Origin of the sequence: Collinsella aerofaciens (assembly GCF_015553355.1) — a bacterium.
Classification (GTDB): Bacteria; Actinomycetota; Coriobacteriia; order Coriobacteriales; family Coriobacteriaceae; genus Collinsella; species Collinsella aerofaciens_V.
In genome coordinates, this window is the sequence record NZ_JADNGN010000004.1 from 45,276 (window position 1) to 65,690 (window position 20,415).

18 protein-coding genes are annotated in these 20,415 nt (G+C 60.6%); 16 read left to right on the top strand and 2 right to left on the bottom strand.

Annotated features, from left to right (window positions below; translation table 11 throughout):
* The first annotated feature begins 2 nt into the window (after window positions 1–2).
* The 16 genes from I2D57_RS02115 to I2D57_RS02190 all read left to right on the top strand — a co-directional run bounded on the left by I2D57_RS02115 (window position 3) and on the right by I2D57_RS02190 (window position 16,521).
* Entirely contained in the window at window positions 3–791 is a 789-nt protein-coding gene (locus I2D57_RS02115) for a ribonuclease HII (RefSeq protein ID WP_055250018.1), read from the top strand.
* 189 nt (window positions 792–980) lie between these two features.
* Entirely contained in the window at window positions 981–1,466 is a 486-nt protein-coding gene (locus I2D57_RS02120) for a YraN family protein (protein ID WP_035138570.1), read from the top strand.
* A complete protein-coding gene (locus I2D57_RS02125) occupies window positions 1,466–2,989 on the top strand; it encodes a YifB family Mg chelatase-like AAA ATPase (protein WP_195361303.1) in 1,524 nt (507 codons plus the stop codon). Before I2D57_RS02120 ends, I2D57_RS02125 begins: the two co-directional genes overlap by 1 nt.
* Complete coding sequence (locus tag I2D57_RS02130; protein WP_195361304.1) at window positions 2,989–3,921, top strand: DNA-processing protein DprA; 933 nt, start codon at window positions 2,989–2,991, stop codon at window positions 3,919–3,921. The genes I2D57_RS02125 and I2D57_RS02130 overlap by 1 nt, the downstream gene beginning before the upstream one ends.
* Window positions 3,922–3,935: 14 nt before the next feature.
* The gene (gene trmFO / locus I2D57_RS02135; protein WP_195361305.1) at window positions 3,936–5,273 is read left to right on the top strand and encodes a methylenetetrahydrofolate--tRNA-(uracil(54)-C(5))-methyltransferase (FADH(2)-oxidizing) TrmFO; all 1,338 of its coding nucleotides are present in this window, start codon (window positions 3,936–3,938) and stop codon (window positions 5,271–5,273) included.
* Window positions 5,274–5,281: 8 nt separating this feature from the next.
* A complete protein-coding gene (locus tag I2D57_RS02140; protein WP_229055575.1) occupies window positions 5,282–6,190 on the top strand; it encodes a tyrosine recombinase in 909 nt (302 codons plus the stop codon).
* A 219-nt stretch (window positions 6,191–6,409) separates the two neighbouring features.
* Complete coding sequence (rpsB, locus tag I2D57_RS02145; protein ID WP_195361306.1) at window positions 6,410–7,138, top strand: 30S ribosomal protein S2; 729 nt, start codon at window positions 6,410–6,412, stop codon at window positions 7,136–7,138.
* 45 nt (window positions 7,139–7,183) lie between these two features.
* The gene (tsf, locus tag I2D57_RS02150; RefSeq protein ID WP_022094736.1) at window positions 7,184–8,053 is read left to right on the top strand and encodes a translation elongation factor Ts; all 870 of its coding nucleotides are present in this window, start codon (window positions 7,184–7,186) and stop codon (window positions 8,051–8,053) included.
* A gap of 117 nt (window positions 8,054–8,170) precedes the next feature.
* Window positions 8,171–8,893: a UMP kinase gene (pyrH, locus tag I2D57_RS02155; RefSeq protein ID WP_195361307.1), complete on the top strand. Its 723-nt coding sequence runs from the start codon at window positions 8,171–8,173 to the stop codon at window positions 8,891–8,893.
* 2 nt (window positions 8,894–8,895) lie between these two features.
* Window positions 8,896–9,432: a ribosome recycling factor gene (frr, locus tag I2D57_RS02160; RefSeq protein ID WP_006236112.1), complete on the top strand. Its 537-nt coding sequence runs from the start codon at window positions 8,896–8,898 to the stop codon at window positions 9,430–9,432.
* A gap of 1 nt (window position 9,433) precedes the next feature.
* Complete coding sequence (locus I2D57_RS02165) at window positions 9,434–10,228, top strand: isoprenyl transferase (RefSeq protein ID WP_055285137.1); 795 nt, start codon at window positions 9,434–9,436, stop codon at window positions 10,226–10,228.
* Between the two features lie 2 nt (window positions 10,229–10,230).
* Window positions 10,231–11,130 (top strand): phosphatidate cytidylyltransferase, encoded by a 900-nt coding sequence (locus I2D57_RS02170; RefSeq protein ID WP_253276017.1) that lies wholly within the window; start codon window positions 10,231–10,233, stop codon window positions 11,128–11,130.
* Window positions 11,130–12,317 (top strand): 1-deoxy-D-xylulose-5-phosphate reductoisomerase, encoded by a 1,188-nt coding sequence (gene dxr / locus I2D57_RS02175; protein WP_195361308.1) that lies wholly within the window; start codon window positions 11,130–11,132, stop codon window positions 12,315–12,317. The genes I2D57_RS02170 and dxr overlap by 1 nt, the downstream gene beginning before the upstream one ends.
* Before the next feature lie 24 nt (window positions 12,318–12,341).
* Window positions 12,342–13,703, top strand: coding sequence for a M50 family metallopeptidase (locus tag I2D57_RS02180; RefSeq protein WP_195361309.1), 1,362 nt, complete (start codon window positions 12,342–12,344; stop codon window positions 13,701–13,703).
* Between the two features lie 13 nt (window positions 13,704–13,716).
* Window positions 13,717–14,799: a flavodoxin-dependent (E)-4-hydroxy-3-methylbut-2-enyl-diphosphate synthase gene (gene ispG / locus I2D57_RS02185; RefSeq protein ID WP_195361310.1), complete on the top strand. Its 1,083-nt coding sequence runs from the start codon at window positions 13,717–13,719 to the stop codon at window positions 14,797–14,799.
* The gene (locus I2D57_RS02190; RefSeq protein WP_229055573.1) at window positions 14,800–16,521 is read left to right on the top strand and encodes a proline--tRNA ligase; all 1,722 of its coding nucleotides are present in this window, start codon (window positions 14,800–14,802) and stop codon (window positions 16,519–16,521) included.
* Window positions 16,522–16,698: 177 nt separating this feature from the next.
* Here I2D57_RS02190 and I2D57_RS02195 read toward each other — a convergent pair whose 3' ends face one another.
* A complete protein-coding gene (locus I2D57_RS02195; RefSeq protein ID WP_006236119.1) occupies window positions 16,699–17,463 on the bottom strand; it encodes an aminoglycoside phosphotransferase family protein in 765 nt (254 codons plus the stop codon).
* 88 nt (window positions 17,464–17,551) lie between these two features.
* A complete protein-coding gene (gene adhE / locus I2D57_RS02200) occupies window positions 17,552–20,200 on the bottom strand; it encodes a bifunctional acetaldehyde-CoA/alcohol dehydrogenase (RefSeq protein WP_055285142.1) in 2,649 nt (882 codons plus the stop codon).
* Window positions 20,201–20,415: the final 215 nt, after the last annotated feature.

Here is a 20,415-nt window from a genome sequence, read left to right on the forward strand (position 1 = left end):
GTATGGCCAATATGACGAGCTCGGTTTCGGCATCGCAAGTTGCTGGCGAGCTGGCGAGCGCTACGTTTGAGGAGATTCCCGCCCTCGTGGAGCATTATCGCGAGGATCCGCGCCAGCAGGTGATCAAGGCTTGCGAACGCGCCCTCAAACGCCATGCCAAAGAGCTTGCCGAGCGCGAGCGCGTCAATGACATGTACGAGCTTATGCATGAGCTTGGCGGCGATGGGGTGGTCGTTGGTGTCGACGAGGTGGGTCGCGGATCGGTGGCCGGTCCTTTGACGGTATGCGCTGTCTGCCTTCCTATGGAGCCGCGCGTCTGGGGCATCAACGATTCCAAAAAGCTCACGCCGGCGCGCCGTGAGTTGCTCTCAGTGAAGATTGCCGAGGTGGCGACGGCGATCGGTTTTTGTCATATCGCGCCTAAGGATATCGATGAGATGGGCATGGCCCGTGCTATCCGTACCGCCGTTGCAGGCGCCGTGGCCGATACGGGGCTCGAGCCCGATTGCGTGCTTATGGATGGCAACCCCTTGGGCGCCGTTCCTAACGAGCGCGATGTGGTGAAGGGCGATGCCAAGATCGCCTGCATCGCCGCGGCGTCCATCATGGCCAAGGTCACGCGTGACGAGATGATGGTCGAGTACGACGCCGAGTACCCCGAGTACCATCTGGCCGAGTCGAAGGGCTATGCAAGCCCCGAGCATATCGAGGCCATTCGCAAACATGGACTTTGTCCGCTGCACCGCGTGAGCTTTTGCGGAAACTTTCTGCAGACTGAGCGCCTTTTCTAGGCCAATTGTGGAGACAGGGACCTCTGGGGTTTTATAAACCTGCTGGTAGCGGGCCGTATGCAACACCATTGCTGCGTACGGCCCGTTTTTTGAAGGCATTTGGTCAGCTTTTGGTTTGCTTCCGGTACTTACCCGCATGAAAGGTGCCCTCATCATCGGGGCAATGCAGTGTGCGGGAAAGGAGACCCCATGAGTGCCGCAAGCAAAAAGAGCAAGACGCAGCAGCTCAAGGAGCGTTGGGAAAACGGCGAGCTCGACTGCGGGGCGATGACGCCCGAGTTTATCAAGGGACTCAGTCCCCGCGAGCTGGGCATGCTGGGCGAGCTGATCACCATCGACTACTTTAACGAGCGCGGCTACACCTTGCTGGAGCAGGGTTATCGTTGCACCGAGGGCGAGGCCGATCTGGTGCTGCTCGATGAGCTCGACGATGTCGTGGTGATGGCCGAGGTCAAGACCAGACGCGTCGCACTGGATTGCAGCACGCGGGTCTTTCCCGAGGAGGCCGTGGACGCCCAAAAGCAACGCCGCTACCGCCGCATCGCAAGTTGCTATCTCATGGAGCATTATCCGCTCAAGGCGATTCGCTTCGATGCCGTGGGCGTCACCATTCGCGGCGGACATATCGCCGAGATCGAGCACCAGTACAACGCGTTCGATTGGCAGGTGTCGTGATGGCGTTCGAGACGTTTGCCGTTCACGCGGCCTGCATCCGCGGCGTCGAGGCGATTCACGTCACGGTCGAGGTCTCGCTTGCCGGTGGCGTTCCGGGCATCCAGATGCTCGGCATTCCGAGTATGGAGGTGATGGAGTCACGTGGTCGTATTCGCTGCGCGATGCGCTCCGCCGGGTTCGAGATCCCGCGCTCGGGCATTACCGTTAACCTGGCACCCGGCGATATCCGCAAGACCGGTAGCGGCTTTGACCTGCCCATCGCCATCGCGGTTCTAGCGGCCGATGGGCAGATTCCCCGTGACAACCTCGATCGCTGCCTTATCGCAGGTGAGCTTGGTCTGGACGGTACGGTGCTTCCCGTCAAGGGCGAGGTGGCGTTTCAGCTGCTGGCTCGCGACATGGGGCTGTCTTTTATCGCCGGCAGGTCCGACCAGCATGTGCCGCTTGCTGGCGTTGACTGCGGATTTATCGATCATTTGTCTCAGCTTGCTCATGGTATGGGCGATGCCGCGCGGCACTACCTGGATTCTGAGGGCGTCGAGGCGACCTTTGAGCCTGAGCTCGACTATGCCGACGTACTGGGGCAGGAAGTCGCTAAACGCGGCATGGCGCTTGCGGCGGCAGGAGAACTCGGCTTGCTCATGATCGGGTCCCCGGGATCGGGCAAGACGATGCTCGCGCGTCGTATGACCGGCATCCTGCCCGAGCTTTCCGTTGAGGATCAACAGGAGGCGCTGTGCATCCATTCGGTTTTGGGTGAGAACATTGATGGCTTGTTGGCGGGGCACCGGCCCTTCCGCAGTCCCCATCACAGTATTTCAACGGCGGGCCTCATTGGCGGAGGACGCCCGGTGCACCCAGGTGAGATCAGCCTTGCTCATGGCGGCGTGCTCTTTTTGGACGAGCTTGCCGAGTTTCCCACGGGTGTACTGCAGACGCTCAGACAGCCTATCGAGCGCGGCTACGTGAGGATCGTACGCGTCGATGGGGCTTTTACCTTCCCGTCGCGCTTTCAGCTGCTGGCTGCGAGCAATCCCTGCCCCTGCGGCTTTTTGGGCGATCGCGAGGTGCCGTGTCGCTGCTCGGCGGCGATGGTCGAGCGCTATCGGTCTAAACTGCGCGGTCCTTTGGCCGACCGTATCGACATGATGATCGATGTGACCCGTCCCGACCCTCAAGTGATTATCGAGGGCGCAGAGGGTATGTCGTCGGCCGAGTTACGTGACTACGTTGTGCGCGGTCGCGCTTTTCGCGCTTGGCGCGAGTCCCGTATGGACGATGCGGATGCCGAGGCCGAGGATGACGAGACGCGGTCCATTGACGGCGTCGTTTCGACCTTCGAGCTCGATGATGCTGCCAAGAAATGCGTACTCGGCCTATCCAAACGCACGCATCTCACGGGCCGCGGCATCGTACGCCTGGTGCGTATCGCGCGTACAATCGCTGACGTCGCCGAGAGCGAGCAAGTGACGCAGGACCACGTGCTCGAGGCGGCGATGTACCAGGGAAGGAGGGACCAATGATGGCCGAGGGGACCTTTGAGCTGCATCCAGGTGATGCATTGTATCCCGAGACCGTTTTGGAGCTTTCTGATGTACCCCAGACGCTCTATGTGTGTGGCAACCCCGAGGTGCTTTCGACGCCCGCGCTCTCCATCATCGGCGCGCGTAAGGCCTCGCCGTATGGTCTTGCCGTGGCAGAGCTTGCGGCAAAGGTGGCGGTCGAGGCGGGAGTGACGGTAGTTTCGGGCGGCGCGGTCGGTTGTGACCAGGCCTCGGGTTGGGCTGCGGTCAACGCCGGCGGCAAACACGTCGTGGTGCTGGGGACGGGCGCCGACGTGGTCTACCCGCGTTCGAGCGCGGGGCTTATTACGCGCACGCTCGATACGGGTGGCGCGGTCGTGTCGATCTCTCCGTGGGGCATGGGTCCGCGCAAGTTCGCCTTTCCGCGCCGCAATCGCGTGATCGCGGCCCTGTCGCAAGCCCTCTTTGTATCCGAGGCGGGTATGCCTTCTGGGACGTTTTCTACAGCCGAGGCTGCTATGGATTTGGGGCGCGAACTTCTTGCCGTGCCGGGGTCGATCCTATCGCCCGAGTCGCGTGGCACGAATTACCTCATTGCGAACGGTGCCTGCTGCATCATCGACGAGGAATCTATCGAGATGGCTATCTCACGCATCTACGGAACCCTGCGCTACTCGCGTCCCGATGCGCCCGGTATCGCCGATCTGGACCCCATGCAGCAGACCGTGATGCATGCGCTCATCGCCTCTCCGCTCAAGGTCGACGACATCGCGGCACTCGTGTCGCTCGATGCAGTCGGCGTACTCAAACTCTTGGGTTCGCTTGAACTCGAGGGCCTTATCGAGCGCATGATGGATGGAAGGTATGCGCCCTCCAAGTTTGCCCTTCACGCCCAGACGCCCTTCGGTCACAATGGAAAACGTGTCAATTAGAAAGGTGTTTGCAGATGCAGTTCGATCAGGTGACGGTTATCGGTGGCGGTCTGGCGGGTTCGGAGTGCGCGATCCAGCTGGCAGACCGCGGGTTTGCCGTAAAGCTGTGCGAGATGCGCCCCCAGGTGAGCTCCCCGGCCCACCATACCGATCACCTGGCAGAGCTCGTCTGCTCCAATTCGTTTAAGTCGACCCGTCCGGATTCTGCGGCTGGTTTGCTGAAGGCCGAGCTTGAGCGCATGGGTTCAGTCCTGCTCGATTGCGCCCATCGCGCCGCTGTTCCCGCCGGTGGTGCCTTGGCGGTCGACCGCGTCAAGTTTTCCGAGCTTGTCGAGGCCGAGGTTGCCGCCCGTTCCAATATCGAGATCATTCACGGCGAGGTCACGCAGATTCCCGAGGGTCACGTGGTCATTGCCGCCGGCCCCTTGTGCTCGCCGGCGCTGAGCGAAGAGGTCATGAAGCTCGTCGGTGGCGACGCCCTTGCGTTCTTCGATGCCGCGGCGCCGATCGTCGATGCCTCCACGCTCGATATGGACGTGCTGTTCTCGCAGTCGCGCTACGAGGAGCAGGGGAGCGGCGACTATCTCAACGCTCCGCTCAACAAGGAGGAGTACGAGGCCTTTATCGAGGCGCTTACCACGGCCGACCGCGTGGTGCTCAAGGATTTTGAGGGCGGCGATCTGTTCCAGGCCTGCCAGCCTGCCGAGGAGGTTGCACGCACCGGCAAGGACGCTATTCGCTTTGGCGCCATGAAGCCCGTCGGCCTCACCGACCCGCGTACCGGACGTCGCCCCTGGGCGGCGATTCAGCTGCGTGCCGAGAACAAGGAGAAGACCGCCTATAACCTGGTGGGCTTCCAGACCAACTTGACCTTTGGCGAGCAGAAGCGCATCTTCCATATGGTGCCGGGCCTGGAGAACGCTGAGTTCTTCCGCTACGGTGTCATGCACCGCAATACCTTTGTCGACGCCCCACACGTGCTTGATGGCACCTTTGCCGTGCCCGGTACCGGTGTGCGCCTGGCCGGTCAGATTACCGGCACCGAGGGGTACATGGAAGCCGTGGCGACCGGTCTACTCGCGGCGCTCAACACCTATGCCGATGCTATCGGTGCCGCGGGCGTCGAGTTGCCGCGTGTGGGCGCCCTGGGTGCGCTCGTGGGCTATGCGACCGATCCTGCCACCGTTGGCTATCAGCCCATGCATGTCAACTTTGGCCTGGTGCCGCCACTCGAGGATGGTAAGCGCCGCAGCAAGCGCGACCGCTACCAGGCCTATGCGGACCGTGCGCTCGAGGCCCTTGATGCCTATCTGGCCACTCGCCCCGATTTGTTTGGAGGCGACCGGTCATAGCCTTTGACCTGTACGACACCGTCGACTCGTTTATCGCCTATATCGCACGTGTCGAGGGGCTTTCTCCCAACACGGTGACTGCCTATGGCTCGAGACTGGAGCGCTTTGCTGCCTGGTGCGAGCGCGAGGATATCGATGCTTTCGCTGCCGACGTGCGCACCATTCGTCGCTATCTTGCCGAGCTTTCGCGTGAGCAGGTGGCTCCCCGAACGCTTGCGGCGCATCTGTCTTCCATTCGCTCGCTCTATCGCTGGATGGCTGCCGAGGGGATTGTCGAGGGCGATGCGGTCTCGGCGATCGCGTCGCCCAAGCTGCCGCGTGACCTGCCGGGCGTCCTTACGACCCAGCAGGTCGAGGCGCTGCTCAAGACGCCTGATACCTCAACGCCCGCGGGACTGCGCGATGCGGCGATGCTCGAGTTGCTCTATGCCTCGGGTGCCCGCATCTCAGAGCTTTCGGCGCTCAATGTGGAATCCATCTCATGGTCCGAGCGCACGCTGCGCCTGTGGGGCAAGGGAAGCAAGGAGCGCATCGTTCCTCTGTATCGTCGTGCGCTCGATGTGACGCGTCTCTATATTGAAGAGGGGAGGCCGGAGTTGCTCGCTCGGGCAAAGCGCCGCGACCTCGCTACCGGGCCGCATCCGCTGCTTATATCGGCGCGCGGCAATCGCATGAGCGCCGCGATGCTCCGGCGGCGGTTCCATACGCTGGCGACGTTTGCCGGCATTCCGGCTGACATCGCCCCGCATGCGATGCGCCATACCTTTGCGACCGACTTGCTCGAGGGCGGTGCGGACCTGCGCTCGGTTCAAGAGCTGCTAGGTCATGCGAGCCTGTCCACGACGCAGATCTACACGCATCTCACACCCGATCGGCTTAAGCGGGCTGTGGCTCAAGCCCATCCCCGCGGCGAATAGTGGCTGGGACGTCCCGCGCCGCACTCAGGTGTGTGGTTTTGATTGCGGGTTGGCAGGAAGAGGCATTCCTGCTATCATTCATCGGGTTGCTTCACGGCAACATGTTTTTATCACGCACGCGCGGCTACTTCATACCGTGGTGCCCGGGCTTTGGTAGCACATGTCCGGGTTGGTTTTGGAGGATGACCCCGCGCGGAGGCAAACCACAGGAGGTTTAACATGGCTACCAAGATTAATATCCGCACCCTGCTCGAGGCCGGCTGCCACTTCGGTCACCAGACCCGTCGCTGGAACCCCAAGATGAAGCCGTTCATCTTCGGTGAGCGCAACGGCATCTACATCCTCGACCTCAAGCAGACCATCCTCGACGCCGACCAGGCCTACACCTTCGTCAAGAACGTCGCCAAGGGCGGCAACGTGCTGTTCGTCGGCACCAAGAAGCAGGCTCAGGAGGCCGTCAAGAACGCTGCTGAGCGCGCCAACATGCCTTACATCAACCAGCGTTGGCTCGGCGGCATGCTGACCAACTTCGTCACCATCCGCTCCCGCATCAACCGCATGGAGGAGCTCGAGGCCATGGTCGAGGACGGACGCATGGCTGTTCTGCCCAAGAAGGAGCAGGCTGTTCTCGGCAAGGAGCTCACCAAGCTCCAGACCAACCTCGGTGGCGCCCGCGACATGAAGGGTCTGCCCCAGGCTCTCTTCGTCATCGACACCAAGCGCGAGGAGAACGCCATCAAGGAGGCCCAGCGCCTGAACATCCCCGTCGTCGCTCTGATCGACACCAACTCCGATCCCGACGAGGTCGAGTACAGCATCCCCTGCAACGATGACGCTATCTCCGCTGTCACCCTTATGTGCGAGCTCATGGCTGACGCCTGCCTCGCTGGCTCCGGCAAGGAGCAGGTCTCCGAGGCCGAGATGGCCGCTGAGCCCAAGGCCGAGTAAATCAGTCTTAGTTAATTCTTTTTCATCTCTTTGAAAGGAACCACAATGGCCCAGATTACCGCCGCTATGGTCAAGCAGCTCCGCGAGATGACCGACTCCCCGATGATGGAGTGCAAGAAGGCTCTCGTCGAGGCTGACGGCGACATGGACGCCGCTGTCGACGTTCTGCGTAAGAACGGCCTTGCCAAGGCTGCCAAGAAGGCTGGCCGTGAGACCAACGAGGGCGCTGTCGCCGCGTTCGTCTCCGAGGATGGCAAGACCGGCGCTCTGCTCGAGCTCTCCTGCGAGACCGACTTCGTTGGCTCCAACGCCAAGTTCACCGGCTTTGCTTCCAAGGTCGCTGAGGTTGTCGCTACCACCGAGCCTGCTGACGTCGACGCTCTGCTCGAGAAGCCGATGGGCGAGGAGACCGTTTCCTCCGAGCTCACCGAGATGATTCACATCATGGGCGAGAACATGAAGATCTCCCGCTTCGCTGCCCGCAAGGCTGAGAACGGCGCGCTCGCTTCTTACATCCACATGGGTGGTAAGATCGGCGTCCTCGTCGAGTTCGCTTTCGAGAAGGCCGAGACCGCTCAGGCTGAGTCCTTCAAGACCTTCGCTCACGACGTTGCCCTTCAGGTTGCCGCCGTCGCCCCGATCTGCGCTACCCGCGATCAGGTTCCGGCCGAGACCGTCGAGCACGAGAAGCAGATCTACATGGCCCAGGCTGCCGAGTCCGGCAAGCCCGAGGCTATCCAGGAGAAGATGGCTGTCGGCCGTCTGGAGAAGTTCTACAAGCAGTCCGTGCTCACCGAGCAGGAGTTCATCAAGGACAGCTCCCTCACCATCAAGAAGTACGCTGAGCAGGTCTCCAAGGAGCTCGGCGACACCATTACCGTCGTTGCCTTTGACCGTCTGGTCCGTGGCGAGTAAATAAGCTCTTGTAGCTGGTAATGAGCAGGCTGTGGGTTTTACTCACAGCCTGCTTTTTCATGGCTCTTATGAGAGCCTTTGATATCATATTGAGAGTCTAATTAAAGGAGGATCGCTTTGTCCGACATCCGATATAAACGCGTGCTTCTTAAGCTTTCCGGCGAAGCACTCATGGGCGACGGCCAATATGGCATCGACCCCAAGGTTACCGACCATCTTGCCAAGCAGGTCAAGGAGCTGCTCGTCGTTGGCCATGAGGTCGGCGTCGTTGTCGGCGGCGGTAATATTTTCCGCGGCATGGCCGGCGCTGCCGGTGGCATGGAGCGTGCTCAGGCCGACTACATGGGCATGCTGGCAACCGTTATGAACGCGCTCGCCCTGCAGGATGCCTTCGAGCACAACGATGTTCCCTGCCGCGTTATGAGCGCTATCCAGATGAACGAGATCTGCGAGCCCTATATTCGCCGTCGCGCCATCAACCACCTTTCCAAGGGCAACGTTGTTATTTTTGCCGCCGGTTCGGGCAATCCGTACTTTACGACCGACACCGCCGCGGCTCTTCGTGCGTGCGAGATCGGCGCCGAGATTCTGATTAAAGCCACCAAGGTTGACGGCATCTACGACAAGGATCCCGTCAAGTGCGCCGATGCCGTCCGTTTTGACAAGATTACCTATCACGAGGTTCTCGTCCGCGGTCTGCAGGTTATGGATTCCACGGCTACGGCACTGTGCCAGGATAACCGTATGCCGATTTTGGTCCTCAACATCGATGGCGAGGACACCGTCAAGCGCGCGCTCGCGGGTGAGCCCGTCGGCACGCTCGTCTATCAGGAGGATTAAGCATGGCAGAGAACATCACCGCCCATATGGACAAGTCGCTCGAGTCCCTCAAGCATAACTTCTCCAAGGTCCGTACCGGCCGCGCCAATGCCAACATTCTGTCCGACATCACCGTCGATTATTACGGTGTTCCCACGCCGGTCACGCAGGTTGCCGCCGTCAAGACCCCCGAGGCCCACATGCTGCTCATCGAGCCGTGGGACAAGGCACTCATCAATGCTATCGTCAAGGCCATCGGCGCTTCCGATCTGGGTATTACCCCCAACTCCGATGGCACCGTCGTTCGTCTTCCGTTCCCGGCTCCCACCGAGGAGCGCCGTCGCGAGCTCGTCAAGGAGTGCCGCGAGTACGCCGAGCAGGCCAAGGTGTCTATCCGTAACATCCGTCGCGACTTCAACAACAAGCTCGAGCGCGATGAGGAGCTCACCGAGGACGATGTCCGTCGCGAGCAGGCCAAGGTCCAGAAGCACACCGATGAGTATGTCGCCAAGGTCGAGGAGCTTCTGAAGGAAAAAGAAGCCGAGGTCATGGAGATCTAAGGTGCAATACGACGAGCATAAACTGGTCGAGTACTTTGCCGACGCCCCTGCGGGCGTCGGTTTTTCCGACCTTGACCTCAATAACATTCCGCACCATATCTCGTGCATCATGGACGGCAACGGTCGTTGGGCCACGTCGCGCGGTCTTGCACGCACTGAGGGCCACAAGGCGGGTATCGTCTCGCTGCGCGAGATCATTACCGCCTGCGTGCGCCTGGGCGTCGACGTGCTTTCGGCCTATGCGTTTTCTACCGAAAACTGGAACCGCCCGCAGCATGAGGTCAACGTCTTGATGCACCTGTTTGCCAAGACGTTCATCGACGAGTTGCCGCTTCTGAAGCGCGAAAACGTGCGCGTTGTCTTTTTGGGTGATATTTCCGCGCTGCCCAAGAAGACCCGCGACGTTTTTGAACGCGGTCTTGCCGAGTGCGCCGATCACACCGGTATGACGCTGGCGCTTGCCGTCAACTACGGCGCGCGTGCCGAGATTACCCGCGCTGTCCGTCAGATCGCACTCGACGTTGCCGCCGGTAAGATCGATCCTGCCGCAATTGATGACGACATGGTGGCTTCCCACCTCTATACCGCCGGTCTTCCCGATCCTGAGCTTGTGATTCGCACCTCTGGTGAGCTGCGCCTTTCGAACTATCTGCTGTGGCAGGTAGCTTATTCCGAGTTCTACGTCACCGATACCTATTGGCCCGACTTTGATCGTTGGGGCCTTGTCGACGCCATTTTGGCCTATCAGGGCCGTGACCGTAGGTTTGGTGGACTGAGCAAGACCGAGGAGGCTTAATCGTGTCCGATCGTCCCAAGGCATCTGCTCCCAAGACGCCTGCGCGTAAAGCTGCCACTGCGGGAGCGCCTGCAGCGAAGAGCGGTTCCGGTTCGTGGCTGGCGGGCTTTATTACCCGTGCCGCCGCCGGTATCGTCTACGCCGTTGTCTTTATCCTGTGCCTGGTTTTGGGTATCGTGCCCACGGCCATCTTTGTTTCCGTCATGAGCGGTCTGTGCTGCTATGAGTTTTTCCGTATGACAAGGCTCGATGGCAAGATGGCTAACGAGCGCATGGGTATCGCTGCCGCCGTGCTCTTTCCGCTGTCGGCGTTGGGCGATTCGATGCTGCTGAATGCCCTGCTTTTTGCCCTGATGCTCGCTGTGGGCATTTGGTATGTCTGGTCGCCGCGTACCCGCATATCCGATGTTGCCGTGACACTCATGGGTCCCATCTACACCGGTTTTATGCTGTCGGCTATCGTGCTGCTGCGCGATGCCGTGCCCGGTTTTGCCGGCGCCCTGCTTTCGGTGGGTGTTTGCGCGTCTCTCTGGGTCTCCGATTCGTTTGCCTATATCGTGGGTAGCCGTATCGGCAAACACAAGATGGTTCCCAAGATCTCTCCCAAAAAGAGCTGGGAGGGGTTTGTTGGCGGCATCCTGGGCTCGGTTTTGATTTGGCTCATCCTGTGGGCGACGCATTTCTTCAAGCTCAGCCTGCCCTATGCGCTGCTGTGCGGCGTGGTCGTGTCCATTCTGGGCGTTATCGGCGACCTTATCGAGTCGCGCATCAAGCGCGGTGTGGGCGTCAAGGATTCCGGCAACCTTATCCCGGGCCACGGCGGCATGCTCGATCGTAGCGATTCGCTTATCTTCGGCTGCATCACCGCGCAGCTGATGCTGATGATCGGAGGCGTGCTGTAATGTCATTCCAGACGACGTATGGCCCCGATGGACGCCTCCGTGTTGCCATCCTGGGTTGTACCGGCTCCATCGGCACCCAGGCGCTTGATGTGTGCCGCCAGCATGCCGATCGCCTGCAGGTGACGGCGCTGTCCGTTAACTCCAGCACCTCCGAGCTTGTTGCCGCTGCCCGCGAGTTCTCGGTTCCGGCGGTTGCCGTGGCCGATGTCGCTCATGGCGATGACGCCGTGCTGCAGGAGTTGCCCGAGGGAACGAAGCTTGGCCTTGGCGCGCAGGCGGTTTGCGAGCTCGCGCGTCGCGACGATGTCGACTGCGTACTCGTCGCTATTGTGGGTGCCGCCGGTCTCGAGGCGAGCCATGCGGCCTTGACCTCAAATAAGCGCCTTGCCCTTGCCAACAAGGAGTCCCTCGTCGTCGGTGGCGACTTGCTTATGCCGTTGGCGCAACCGGGCCAGCTTATTCCAGTCGACTCTGAGCACTCCGCCATCTTCCAGTGCTATCTGGGGGAGAACCCACGCGAGGCTCATCGTATTTGGCTCACCTGCTCGGGCGGTCCGTTTTTTGGCCGCACGCGCGACGAGCTCGACCGCGTGACGCGTGCCGATGCCCTCGCACACCCCACGTGGGCCATGGGCGCCAAGATCACCATCGACTCCGCCACCCTCATGAACAAGGGCCTGGAGCGCATTGAGGCCATGCATCTGTTTAACTGCGACCTCGATTTCATTAACGTGGTCGTGCAGCGTCAGTCCAAGATTCACTCTATGGTCGAGTTCTCCGACGGCTCCGTGATGGCGCATCTCGGTGCTTCCGACATGCGTATTCCCATCCAGTTCGCGTTCTCGTATCCCGAGCGTTGGGATACTCCGGCGCCTCGTATCGATTTTCGCGAGTTGGGGCAGCTCACGTTTGATGCTGCCGACATGGATACCTTCCGCTGTCTGGCACTGGCCGAGCGTGCCGGCAAGACGGGTGGCACCATGCCGTGCGTGCTCAATGCCGCCAACGAGGTCGCCGTCGATGCCTTCCTGCGCGATGGCTGCAGCTTTACCGATATCGATCGCATTGTGGAATCCTGCATGGATGCCCACGATGTGCAGGCGGTCGATTCGTTTGAGCAACTTCACGATATCGATGCGTGGGCGCGTGAAAAAGCTGCGCAGGTGCTCGCCGCAACCCGTTCCTAACCATAAGGATTGCTTTTTCGTTTTATGGATACTGTTCTGAGCGTTCTCTCATCGGTCTTTTGGGGCCTGCTGATGCTTTCCGTCCTCGTGTTTTTGCACGAGGGCGGCCACTTTTTGGCGGCGCGTGCCTGCGGCGTCCGTGTGACCGAGTTCTTTTTGGGCCTGCCGTGCCGCTTTGACATCCATTACACGTCGCGTCGCATTGGAACCAAGTTTGGCGTGACCCCGCTGCTGTTGGGTGGCTACGCTGCCATTTGCGGTATGGATCCGACCGACGTCTCGTGTGCCGACCGCGTGCTCGCGGCTATCTATCGTCATGGTCGCGTGACCGTGGCCGACCTTGCTGTCGAGCTCGAGCTATCCGAGGAGGTTGTGCTCGAGGCATGCGCCTTGCTCTTGGGTTGGGGCTCTATCGCGCCTTGGTATGAGGAAGGGGAGAAGCCCTCGCCGAGCTACTATCCCACCAAGTATCAGACGCTGCCGCGAGACGCGGCGGGTTTCACCACCTTTGACGGCCGCCGTTTCGATCGAGAGCATGCGACTACCGAGGGCGATGTGTGGGAGCTGCCGTGCGGCGAAGCCGAGTTCCTTGCGCAAGAGCGTTCGCATACCTATCTGGGCCAGGGTTTTCTCAAGCGCGCCTTTATGCTGCTCGCGGGCATTCTCGTCAATATCCTGACGGGCTTTTTGCTGCTTATGAGCATCTATTCTATTGCGGGTGTCACCGTGCCGATGGATACCAACGTGATCGGTCAGGTTGACGAGGGGTCTATTGCCGCCAAGGCGGGTATCGAGGGCGGCGACGCGATCCTTTCGGTTGACGGAGTATCGTGCTCTACCTGGATGGACGTTTACGATGCCATCGGCAAGGCCGCCGGTAAGGACGATATCGCCATTGAGTATGAGCGCGACGGCAAGCAGCATTCGACCTCGGTTGCGCTCAAAGAGGACGAGCGCCTAGGTGTGTATGCCTCTACGCAGGTGGTCCGTTTAGACCCCATCACGTCGGCTCGCCTTTCGTTCTCCTATGTCGTGCAGACAGCGGAGGGCGTGATGCGCCTGCTCCAGCCGCAGCATACGATGGAGATTCTCGATCAGTCTTCTTCGATTGTGGGCATTAGCGTTATGTCCTCACAGGCTGCTGCTGCCGGCCCTGCCACGTTCCTTTCGTTTGCCGCCCTCATTTCGTTCTCGCTTGGCTTTATGAACCTGCTGCCCATCCCACCACTCGATGGCGGCAAGCTGGTCATCGAGATCATTCAAAAGATTGCTGGCCGCGAGCTTCCGCTCAAGGTCCAGACGATTGTGAGCTATGTGGGCATCGCGCTCTTTGCGCTGCTGTTTGTCTATATGCTTCGTTCCGACGTCCTTCGATTTATCCTGTAGGGGAGTGTTTGGATTGTCTTTATCCCATCCTTTGCCTCGCGAGTTGACGCGCCCCGTGCATGTGGGCGGTGTGCAGATCGGTGGCGGTGCGCCGGTGGTGGTCCAATCCATGACCTGCACCGATACCGCTGACGCCCAGGCAACGCTTGCGCAAGTGTGCGCGTTGGCGCAGGCTGGCTGCGATATCGTGCGTGTGAGCGTGCCCACCGAGGCCGCGCTTGAGGGTTTCCGCACCATCTGTGCCGAGTCTCCGGTGCCGATCGTCGCCGATATTCACTTTAACCATAAGCTCGCCATCGGCGCCGTCGAGGCTGGTGCCGCCAAGCTTCGCATCAATCCCGGCAATATCGGCGATTGGGCTAAGGTCGATGCCGTGATCGATGCCGCGGGCGCCGCTGGGTGCGCGATTCGTATCGGCGTCAATGCCGGTTCGCTCGAGCAGGATATCGCCGAGCGCGACGACCTCACGCAGCCCGAAAAGCTCGTTATGTCGAGCGAGCGCTTCGTCAAGCACTTTGAGGACCGCGGTTTTACGAACATTGTGCTTTCGGCCAAGGCCCATAGCGTGCAAACGACGCTTGATACCTATCGAGCCCTGTCGCGTGAGATTCCCCACGTTCCGCTTCACCTGGGCGTGACGGAGGCGGGGACCAAGCTCCAGGGCACCATCAAGAGCTCTGTAGGCTTGGGTATCTTGCTTTCCGAAGGCATTGGCGACACCATGCGTGTGTCGCTCACAGCCGATCCGGTTGAGGAGCCGCCGGTTGCCTGGGGTATTCTGCAGTCGTTGGGCCTGCGTCGCCGTGGCCCCGAGATTGTCTCGTGCCCCACATGCGCCCGCTGCCAGGTTAACCTTATTCCCATTGCCGAGGAGGTTACCGAGCGGCTTAAGAACTACTCCGCTCCGCTTTCGATCGCTGTGATGGGATGTGCCGTTAATGGTCCCGGCGAGGCTTCTGATGCCGATCTGGGCGTTGCTTGCGGACGTGGTCAGGCCTTGCTCTTTTCGCATGGCCAGATCATTGGTAAAGTAGCTGAGGACCAAATTGTCGACGCGCTTATGGCCGAGGTCGACAAGCTTATTGAGGAGAAATAAATGACCCGAGCAATGTATATGTCTAAGCTTTATGCGCCGACGCTTAAAGAGGATCCGGCGGACGCTGAGCTCGCCAGCCACCGTCTGCTGCTCCGTGCCGGCATGATCCGCAAGGAGGCCGCCGGTCTCTATTCCTACCTGCCGCTTGCTTGGCGCTCGATTCGCAAGATCGAGAACATCGTGCGCGACGAGATGGACGCCGCCGGCGCCCAGGAGCTTATGATGCCTATCATGGTCGATGCCGAGTTGTGGCGTGAGTCCGGCCGCATCGACGCCTATGGCAAGGAGCTTGTGCGCTTTGACGACCGTCACGGTCGCGAGTTCGTCCTGGGCCCCACGCACGAGGAGACCGTCACGGCCCTGGTGCGCAATGAGCTGCGCTCCTACAAGCAGCTACCCGTTAACCTCTACCACATCCAGGATAAGTTCCGCGACGAGTTTCGCCCCCGCTTTGGCCTGATGCGCGGTCGCGAGTTCATCATGAAGGACGCCTACAGCTTCTCCGCCACGCAGGAGAGCCTGCAGGAGGAGTATGACAAGATGAAGCAGGCCTACGCTAACATCTGCGAGCGCTGCTATATCAAGGCCCTGCCCGTTGTTGCCGACTCCGGTGAGATCGGTGGCGATACCTCCGTCGAGTACATGGCTTTGGCCGACGCCGGCGAGGCTTCGCTCGTCTACTGCGACGATTGCGGCTTTGCTGCCGATGACGAGGCGGCAAGCACCAAGGTCGTCGTGACCGAGGGTCCTGGTGACGGTACGCTCACCAAGGTTGAGACTCCGGGCATGGGCACCATTGAGGCTGTTGCTAAGTTCTTTGGGTTCCCCGAGAACGGCACGCGCAAGTCGCTGGCACTCATCGACGCCGAGGGCAAGCCGGTCGTGGCCATTGTTCCGGGCGATCACGAGCTCAACGATTGCAAGGCCGAACATGTCTTTGGCAAGGGCTATCGCATGATGACCGACGAGGAGCTTCAGGCGAACGGTCTGCACAAGGGCTTTATCGGACCGGTTAACCTGCCCGAGGGCATTCGTCTGGTGTGCGACGAGAGCCTGCGCGAGTCCAAGCAGTGGGCCTGCGGTGCCAACGAGGTCGATTATCACTTTACCGGTGCCTGCCCCGAGCGCGACTTTACCGTCGATGAGTGGGCCGACCTGGTAACCGTCGTTGCCGGCGACCCCTGCCCGCACTGCGGCAAGCCGCTCTCCGCTGCCCGCGGCATCGAGGTCTCTCAGGTCTTCCAGCTGGGCACCAAGTATTCCGAGGCCATGGGTGCCACCTTTATGGACGAGGACGGCAAGGAGAAGCCGCTCATCATGGGTTGCTACGGCGTTGGTGTGTCCCGCTCGCTTGCTGCCGTCGTGGAGCAGCACAACGACGAGCATGGCATCGTCTGGCCGGTCTCCGTTGCCCCGTACGAGGTCGCGGTGATTCCGCTCGATCCCAAGAAGGAGGAGTGCGCTACCGTCTGCGAGCAGATCGTTGATGGCCTGTGTGCCGAGGGCATCGAGGTCGTCGTCGACGACCGCGACGAGCGTCCCGGCTTTAAGTTTGCCGACAACGACCTTATGGGCTTCCCGTATCAGGTGGTGCTCGGCAAGCGCGGCCTTAAGAATGGCACCATTGAGCTCAAGGACCGTGCCACGGGCGAGCGCGAGGATGTGGCGATCGACGAGATCGTCGCCAAGGTTGCCGAGCTTGTTAAGGCGGCCCGCCGTTAATCGACGATTGCGCTTGTAGTTCGATATGTGGGGCGGCCCCGCATTTCTCCAGATCGGGGAGATGCGGGGCCGTCCTATTATCTTGTGGCATCCTTGATATCAAAAAGAAAACCCCACAGCCCATATGAGCTGCAGGGTTTTCCTTGTGCCTCCGATGCGAAATAAATCGCTCAGATATTACTGATAATCGACGACGTCGATCCAGTTCTTCAGGAACTCATCGTTCACGTTGCGCTTACGAGCGAGCTCGGAAGCGGCGACGATGCTCGTCCACTGACGCACGACCTGCATGGGCATGTCGGCGCGGTCGCAGTAGAGCTCCAGGTAGGCCTCGGCCTGATCCTTGCTGTTGAGGGCGAAGAGCAGGTAGGTGGTGGCAACGTCGGCAGCAGGGGAGCCCTGGGTGGCGTGTGCCCAGTCGCACACATAGAGCTGGCCGTCGTCGCCGACGATGACGTTGGAGGGGTTGAAGTCGCCGTGGCAGACCTTGAACTCCTTGGTCATGCCGTCCAGACGCTCCTGAAGGTTGTAGCGCGTGGTGGCATTGAGCTGATCAAGGCTGTCGATCATGCGAGCGAACTTGTCGCGCTGACGGTTGAGCAGCGGGGAGGTGTAGCCGTGGATCTCGATCTGGAGGTCGACGAACATCTCGAGGTACTCACCAAAGCGCTGGGGCTCGGCAGTCATCTTCTCGGCAAGGGTGGTGCCCGGAACCTTCTCGGTCACGAGCGCCCAGCCGTTGGCGTTCTCGAGCTGGGAAACCTCGAGAGCCTTGGGGCTGCGGATGCCGCACTCATTGATGCGGGCAAGATTCAAAGCCTCGTTGAACACGTCGGAGACAGGCTTGGTCTCGTTAAAGACCTTGACAATCTTGTCGCCCAGGTCGTAAACGACCTTGTTGCCACGGCGGACGAGCTCGGTCTTGGAATCGGGTAGCAGCATGGTTGCATCCTTTCAACGATGCGATAGAAGCGACGGCGGGGGTGTGTGAAACACCCGTGCACCCCCGCCGTTAAAAACCGTGCTAAAACTAGCAGACGGCGTAATCCTGGGGCTCGCGGCCGTAGTAGGCGTCCAGGTAGAGCTCCTTGATCTCGCTCATGAGCGGGTAGCGCGGGTTGGCGCCGGTGCACTGGTCGTTGAATGCCTGCTCGGTCATCTCGTCGAGGGTGTCGAGGAAGTACTGCTCGTCAACACCGTAGTCGGCGATGGTCTTCTTGACACCGATGAAGTCCTTGAGCTCCTCGAGCTTCGTGATGAAGTTCTCGAAGACCTCCTTGTCGTCCTTGCCCTCGATGCCGCAGTACTTGGCCATCTCGGCGTAGTTGTGCAGCGCGTTGGGGTAAGGATACTGGGAGAAGGTACCCATCTTGACGGGAGCCTCGGCGGCGTTGTAGCGCATGACGCGGGTCAGGATGACGGCGTTAGCGATGCCGTGGGGCAGGTGATGGAAAGCGCCGAGCTTGTGAGCCATGGAGTGGTTGAGGCCCAGGAAGGCGTTGGCGAAGGCCATACCGGCCATGCAGGAGGCGTTGTGCATCTCCTCGCGGGCGTGCGGGTCCTTGGCGCCGTTCGTGAAGCTGGAGGGCAGGTTCTCAAAGACGAGCTTGGCAGCGCGCTCGGAGAGGCCCTTGGTGTAGTCGGAAGCCATGATGGAGACGTAGGACTCGATGGCGTGGGTCATGACGTCGATGCCGGAGGCAGCGGTCAGGCCGCGCGGGGCGGTCATGCAGTTGTCGGCGTCGACGATAGCCATGTTGGGGAGCAGCGCGTAGTCGGCGAGCGGCCACTTGATGCCGGTCTCCTTGTCGGTGATGATGGCGAACGGCGTGCACTCGGAGCCGGTACCCGAGGAGGTCGGGACGGCGACGAAGTAGGCCTTCTTGCCCATCTCGGGGAAGGTGAAAATACGCTTGCGGATGTCCATGAAGTCCATGGCCATGTCCTCAAACTTGCACTCGGGGTGCTCGTACATCATCCACATGATCTTGCCGGCGTCCATAGCGGAGCCACCGCCGACGGCGATGATGACGTCCGGCTCAAAGAGAGCCATCTGCTTGGCGCCGCGACGTGCGCACTGCAGCGACGGATCGGGCTCGACGTCGTAGAAGCAGTCGTGGGCGATGCCCATCTCGTCGAGCTTGGCCTCGATGGCGCGGGTGTTGCCATTCTTGAAGAGGAACTGGTCGGTGACGATGAAGGCGCGCTTCTTGCCCATGACGTTGCCAAGCTCGTCGAGGGCGACGGGCGTGGAACCCTTCTTGAAGTAGACCTTCTCGGGAGCGCGGAACCACAGCATGTTCTCACGGCGCTCGGCCACAGTCTTAACGTTGATCAAGTGCTTCACCCCAACGTTCTCGGAGACGGAGTTGCCGCCCCAGGAGCCGCAGCCCAGGGTCAGAGACGGCTTCATGCCAAAGTTGTACAGGTCACCGATGCCGCCGTGCGAGGACGGGGTGTTGATGACGATACGGCAGGCCTTCATGACGTGCTCGAACAGGCTGATCTTCTCGGCCTGGGCGGGGTGCACGTACAGAGAGGCGGTGTGGCCCGGGCCACCGGCGAGCACCAGGTGCTCGGCCTTGTCGACGGCTTCCTGGAAGTCCTTGGCGTGGTACATGGCCAGGACCGGGGAGAGCTTCTCGTGGGAGAACTCCTCCTTGGCGGGGTCGGTGGAGGTGACCTCAGCGATCAGGATCTTGGTCTTGGCGGGAACCTCGATGCCGGCGAGCTCGGCGATCTTGGCAGCGGCCATGCCGGGGATGCGGTGATCCAGGGCGCCGTTCTTGAACATGGCGGCACGCAGGGCCTCCATCTCGGCACCCTGCTTGACGAAGTAGCAGCCGCGCTTCTGGAACTCGGCCTTAACCTGGTCATAGATGCTGTCGATGACGGTCACGGACTGCTCGGAAGCGCAGATCATGCCGTTATCGAAGGTCTTGGAGTGGATGATGGAGTTGACGGCGAGCAGCACGTCGGCGGTGTCGTCGATGACGACCGGGGTGTTACCGGCGCCAACGCCCAGGGCGGGCTTGCCCGAGGAGTAAGCGGCCTTGACCATGCCCGGGCCACCGGTGGCGAGGATGATGTCGACGTCGCGCATGACCATGTTGGTCAGCTCGATGGAGGGGACATCGACCCAGCCGATGATGCCCTCGGGGGCGCCGGCCTTGACGGCGGCGTCAAGCACGAGCTTGGCGGCGGCGATGGTGCACTTGGCGGCTGCCGGGTGCGGGGAGATGATGATGGCGTTGCGGGTCTTCAGGCTGATCAGCGTCTTGAAGATCGCGGTGGAGGTGGGGTTGGTCGTCGGGATGACGGCGCCCACGATGCCGATGGGCTCGGCGATCTTGGTGATGCCGTAAGCCTCGTCGCGCTCCAGAACGCCACAGGTCTTGGTGTTCTTGTAAGCGTTGTAGATGTACTCTGCGGCGTAGTGGTTCTTGATGACCTTGTCCTCAAGAACGCCGCGGCCGGTCTCCTCGATGGCCATCTTCGCCAACGGGATACGAGCCTTGTTGGCGGCCATGGCGGCTTCATAGAAGATCTTGTCGACCTGCTCCTGCGTGTACGTAGCAAAAAGCGCCTGGGCCTCTCGCATCTGAGCGAGCTTAGCCTCAAGCGCCTCTACGTTGTCCACAATTGCGGGAGTAGTGTTTTCCGGTGACTTTTTCACCATTTGTGTCTCCTTGCGATCGGAGATTTACCCTACGCCTTGCATGATAGCAAGAAATTATTCGGCGAACGGTAAGATTCCTGTAAAAGGCACACTAAAACGCTTCAACCAAATGAAACGATTCAACTAAATCTATCTGCCCAATGCACCGTCCCACTCATTGAGGACAGACTTACATGAGTGCTTTCACTCATTTGGGACAGACATCGTTTTGCCAT

Coding starts and splice junctions, on each gene's coding strand:
- rpsB (WP_195361306.1), top strand. CDS start 6,410: ATGGCTACCAAGATTAATATCCGCACCCTGCTCGAGGCCGGCTGCCAC.
- adhE (WP_055285142.1), bottom strand. CDS start 20,200: ATGGTGAAAAAGTCACCGGAAAACACTACTCCCGCAATTGTGGACAAC.
- I2D57_RS02195 (WP_006236119.1), bottom strand. CDS start 17,463: ATGCTGCTACCCGATTCCAAGACCGAGCTCGTCCGCCGTGGCAACAAG.
- frr (WP_006236112.1), top strand. CDS start 8,896: ATGGCAGAGAACATCACCGCCCATATGGACAAGTCGCTCGAGTCCCTC.
- I2D57_RS02125 (WP_195361303.1), top strand. CDS start 1,466: ATGGCGTTCGAGACGTTTGCCGTTCACGCGGCCTGCATCCGCGGCGTC.
- I2D57_RS02190 (WP_229055573.1), top strand. CDS start 14,800: ATGACCCGAGCAATGTATATGTCTAAGCTTTATGCGCCGACGCTTAAA.
- tsf (WP_022094736.1), top strand. CDS start 7,184: ATGGCCCAGATTACCGCCGCTATGGTCAAGCAGCTCCGCGAGATGACC.
- dxr (WP_195361308.1), top strand. CDS start 11,130: ATGTCATTCCAGACGACGTATGGCCCCGATGGACGCCTCCGTGTTGCC.
- I2D57_RS02115 (WP_055250018.1), top strand. CDS start 3: ATGGCCAATATGACGAGCTCGGTTTCGGCATCGCAAGTTGCTGGCGAG.
- I2D57_RS02130 (WP_195361304.1), top strand. CDS start 2,989: ATGGCCGAGGGGACCTTTGAGCTGCATCCAGGTGATGCATTGTATCCC.
- I2D57_RS02180 (WP_195361309.1), top strand. CDS start 12,342: ATGGATACTGTTCTGAGCGTTCTCTCATCGGTCTTTTGGGGCCTGCTG.
- I2D57_RS02120 (WP_035138570.1), top strand. CDS start 981: ATGAGTGCCGCAAGCAAAAAGAGCAAGACGCAGCAGCTCAAGGAGCGT.
- trmFO (WP_195361305.1), top strand. CDS start 3,936: ATGCAGTTCGATCAGGTGACGGTTATCGGTGGCGGTCTGGCGGGTTCG.